The sequence below is a fragment of the uncultured Romboutsia sp. genome, assembly GCF_958366745.1.
Taxonomy (GTDB): Bacteria; Bacillota; Clostridia; order Peptostreptococcales; family Peptostreptococcaceae; genus Romboutsia; species Romboutsia timonensis.
This window is the reverse complement of the sequence record NZ_CATXCO010000214.1, coordinates 1-4,006: the sequence shown is the minus strand read 5'-3', so window position 1 is coordinate 4,006 and position 4,006 is coordinate 1. Positions and strand designations below refer to the sequence as shown.

General features: G+C 28.1%; 3 protein-coding genes. All 3 read left to right on the top strand.

The features are described from left to right. Window positions 1-425, top strand: a 425-nt coding sequence (locus Q5F54_RS11475; RefSeq protein WP_302334458.1) for a DnaD domain protein, incomplete at its 5' end; no start/stop codon positions are given. Further along, window positions 394-1,089: an ATP-binding protein gene (locus Q5F54_RS11470; protein WP_302334457.1), complete on the top strand. Its 696-nt coding sequence runs from the start codon at window positions 394-396 to the stop codon at window positions 1,087-1,089. The genes Q5F54_RS11475 and Q5F54_RS11470, both read left to right, overlap by 32 nt. A 363-nt stretch (window positions 1,090-1,452) precedes the next feature. Continuing rightward, window positions 1,453-3,891 (top strand): N-6 DNA methylase, encoded by a 2,439-nt coding sequence (locus Q5F54_RS11465; RefSeq protein WP_302334456.1) that lies wholly within the window; start codon window positions 1,453-1,455, stop codon window positions 3,889-3,891. Window positions 3,892-4,006: the final 115 nt, after the last annotated feature.

The following is a 4,006-nucleotide window of genomic DNA, read 5'->3' as shown; positions in this document are numbered from 1 at the left end:
AAAAAGAAAAAGAAGAAGAACCTACGTATAGTGTAGGTAGGTTTAAAAAATTGTATGAACAAAATATTGGTCTTATAAATGGGATAGTTGCAGAGTGGTTATTTGAAATATCGGAACTTATAGATTATGAGTTATTTAAAAGAGCTATAGAGATAGCGACAAACAAAGGAAAGTGCAATAAAGGATATGTGGCAGGAATTATAAAGCAGTGGTTAGATAATAACATTAGAAGTTATGAAGATTTAAAAGCTTATGAAATAGGGGTTAAGAATAGGAGAGAAGAAAGTGGAGAGTATAGCCAATATAAATATGCCAATACAAATGAAAGAGAGAATGAAGAGTATACTAGAAAGCCAACAGCAGAAGAAGTTGAAGAAATTAGAAGATCCATTGATGAAATGCGAAGAAACAGAGGACAACTATAGATGTAAAAAGTGTAGGGATATGACTTTTATAATAGATGATGGTATAGCTACTCCATGTGAATGTAGGGCATTAAGAGAAGCTGAAGACATTCTGAAAAAGAGTGGTATAGGTAGAGAGTTTAGGAATAAAAGATTTGATAATTTTGACTTTTCTAGAAGTATGGCTACTATGAAAGGTTATAAAAATGCTATGGATTATGAAAATGAGTTTTTAGACATTGAAAATAGTAGGTGTAATTCTATTATGTTTTTAGGACAAGTTGGGTCTGGAAAGACCCATCTTAGTATGGCTATTTGTAATGAGCTTATGGATAGGGGAGTTAGTATTATTTATATGGGTTATCGTGATGCTATTACTAGTATTAAGCAAAATATGTTGGATAGTGTTTATTATAATAAGGTTATGAACAGGTATAAAAATGCTAGGGTACTTTTTGTTGATGATTTGTTTAAGGGTAAGATTACTGATAGTGATATAAATATTATGTTTGAGCTTATAAATCACAGGTATTTTAATAATTTGCCGGTTATTATTAGTAGTGAGTGTGGTGTTGATAGGTTGCTTGGTATTGATGAGGCTTTGGGTAGCAGGTTGGTTGAGATGAGTAAGGGTAGGATTGTTGAGCTTAGGGGAAGAGATCTTAATTATAGGATGTATGAATGATAGATAAGAATATATATTAGATTAAGATAATGGTTAAATTATAATAGATGTTTTTTGGTGAAATAATGAAATAATTATATTTTAAATATAATAGATAATATAAAACTATTATTTACTTATTATTTATTTTATGTTAATATTTTAGTAACCATTGGAATACAAGGGTAACACCTAAGTCAAAATATTCCATTTTGGCGGATTGGGAGTGGTAGACCAATCTTTTTTTTTGCTTAAATTGAAGAATAAATGTTATTAACAAAAAATATATTATTTTTTATACTTGAAAGAATATATTAGATTCGTTCTATATATAAAAAGATAAAATAATAATTTTAGATAAAACTTATTTTAAGGAGAGATTATATGGCAAATGAACGATTAACAGAGGACATTGTTAGAGAACATTTTAAAAGAGATCCGCTTTTTTCATCAGTACGATTTGAAGAACAAAAGTCAACAAATATTAGAGTTAATGAATGTTTATCTACAGCTTCAAAATCAAATAGTGGAAATCCTGGTAGACCTGAATTTATAATAACATTTCCATCTCAGAGCATGGAGTATGTAGTTATAGTTGAGTGTAAGCCATTAAATTCACAACATGAAAGTCAAAATCGTGACAAACCAAAAGATTATGCTGTAGATGGAGTACTACATTATTCTAAATTTTTATCTAAAAAATTTAATGTAATATCAATTGCAGTTAGTGGTGAAATAGAAAATGATCTTATAGTAACACAATTTATTCAACGAAAAGATTCTGATGAAATTATTGAGTACACTGATACAAGGTTATTAAGTATTTATGATTATGTTAAAGCGTTCCAAAATGAGCAGTTTGCATATAACTTAAAAGATATTAATATCATTGAAAAAGCTGTAAAACTAAATGCAGATTTTCAGGAGTGTTCAATTTCAGAAGATGTAAGAAATACTATAGTAAGTGGGATACTACTTGCTCTACAAGATAATATGTTTAAAACTGCATATATGTTAGGAGAAACATCATCTGATATAGCAGATACAATGTTAGATGCTATAAGGCGTGTTTTAACAAGGGGAAGAGTTAGAAGAATAGAAGAAATGATGAGGGTTTATTCTACTATACTAAATGAACCTTTGGTAATGGAAAAGAAACTAAAACGCAAGAAAAGGGATATTTCATCTGTAGAGTTTTTTAAAGAAACAATAAAGTACCTAGAAGAACAAGTATATCCATTATTACAGTATGAAGAAAGTGGATATGATATACTAGGTAGATTTTACACAGAATTTATTAGATATGCAGCAAGTCAGCAAAAGCAAGGATTAGTTTTAACTCCTTCTCATATTACAGAGTTATTTTGTGATTTAGCAGAACTAAATGTTAATGATGTAATTTATGATTGTTGCTGTGGAACAGGTGGATTTTTAATTGCAGGAATGAAATATATGATTGGACTTGCAGGAAATGATAATGAGAAGAAAGAAAACATAAGAAAGAATCAATTGCTAGGAATTGAATTGAGACCTAAGATGTTTACATTTGCATGTTCTAATATGATGTTACGAGGTGACGGAAAATCTAATATTGACTGTGGTGATAGCTTTGATGAAGAAAAGATAAAAGAAATTAAAAATCTAAAACCTACAGTGGCATTTTTAAATCCACCATATGATTTAGGACCAGCAGATCAAATGAGATTTATTGAAAAATCATTGGATGTTGTAAAAGAACAAAATGGTAGGGTTGTAGCTATTGTACAAATGAGTTGTGCAATAAAAAATGATAAGGACCTATTAGATGTAAAAAAACGTATACTAAACAATTATACATTAAGAGCTGTGATTTCAATGCCTGATGATTTATTTTATCCTGTAGGAGTAGTAACATGTATAATGGTATTTGATGCTACTAAGTCTAGACCTAATAATAAAACTTGGTTTGGATACTTAAAAGATGATGGATATGTAAAACGAAAAAATAAAGGCAGAATTGATGTTTTTGATGAATGGAAAAATAAAAAAGCGATATTCTTAGATGCATATAGTAACTTAGATGAAGTTGAAGGAATATCAGTAAAACAAAAGGTAGCATTTGATGATGAATGGTGTGCTGAAGCATATATGAAGACAAACTACTCTGAATTAAAAGAGCAGGATTTTAAAGATACAATATTAAAGTATGTTTCATACAACGTATCATTAGAAAGATTTTCAAAAATAGGAGAAATGATTACTAATAATAAAGAGAATAAACCAGATTTAGAAAATTATACATGGAAAGAATTTAAGTATAGTCAAATATTTAATATAAAAAATGGATATTATAATAAAAAACCAGAACATGTATTAGATGGACAAGTTCCATTTATAGGTGCTACAGAAAATAATAATGGAGTAACGGAATTATATTCTTTAGAGGATATCAGTAATTACAATAAAACAGGGGAAATTACAAATGAAGGATTAAATAAAAAAATCTTTAATCCTAATTGTATTACCGTATCAAATAATGGTTCAGTAGGATATGCATTTTATCAAGAAGAAAAATTTACTTGTAGTCATGATGTAAATGTATTATATTTAAAAGACTATAAACTTAATCAATATATATCAATGTTTTTAATTACATTAATTGAACTTGAACAATTTAGATGGTGTTATGGGAGAAAATGGAGGCCTAGCAGAATGCCTGATTCAATAATAAAGCTTCCGATTTTAAAGTTAGAAGATGGAAGTTTGGCAACAAATCAAGATGGTGATTTTATACCTGATTGGGAAGCTGTGGAAAAATATATAAAATCAATTCAATTCAGTTAAATTAATATTTATATTATTTTAATTTAGTTTTTATAAAATACCTATATACTTATTTTGAGGATATAGAGAATGTCTATAGATTTGTGTAAATAAGATTTTTTATAATTTATATTAC

Excerpts from the sequence above, each read along its gene's own strand:
- Q5F54_RS11470 (WP_302334457.1), top strand. The coding sequence starts at position 394 with ATGAAATGCGAAGAAACAGAGGACAACTATAGATGTAAAAAGTGTAGG.
- Q5F54_RS11465 (WP_302334456.1), top strand. The coding sequence starts at position 1,453 with ATGGCAAATGAACGATTAACAGAGGACATTGTTAGAGAACATTTTAAA.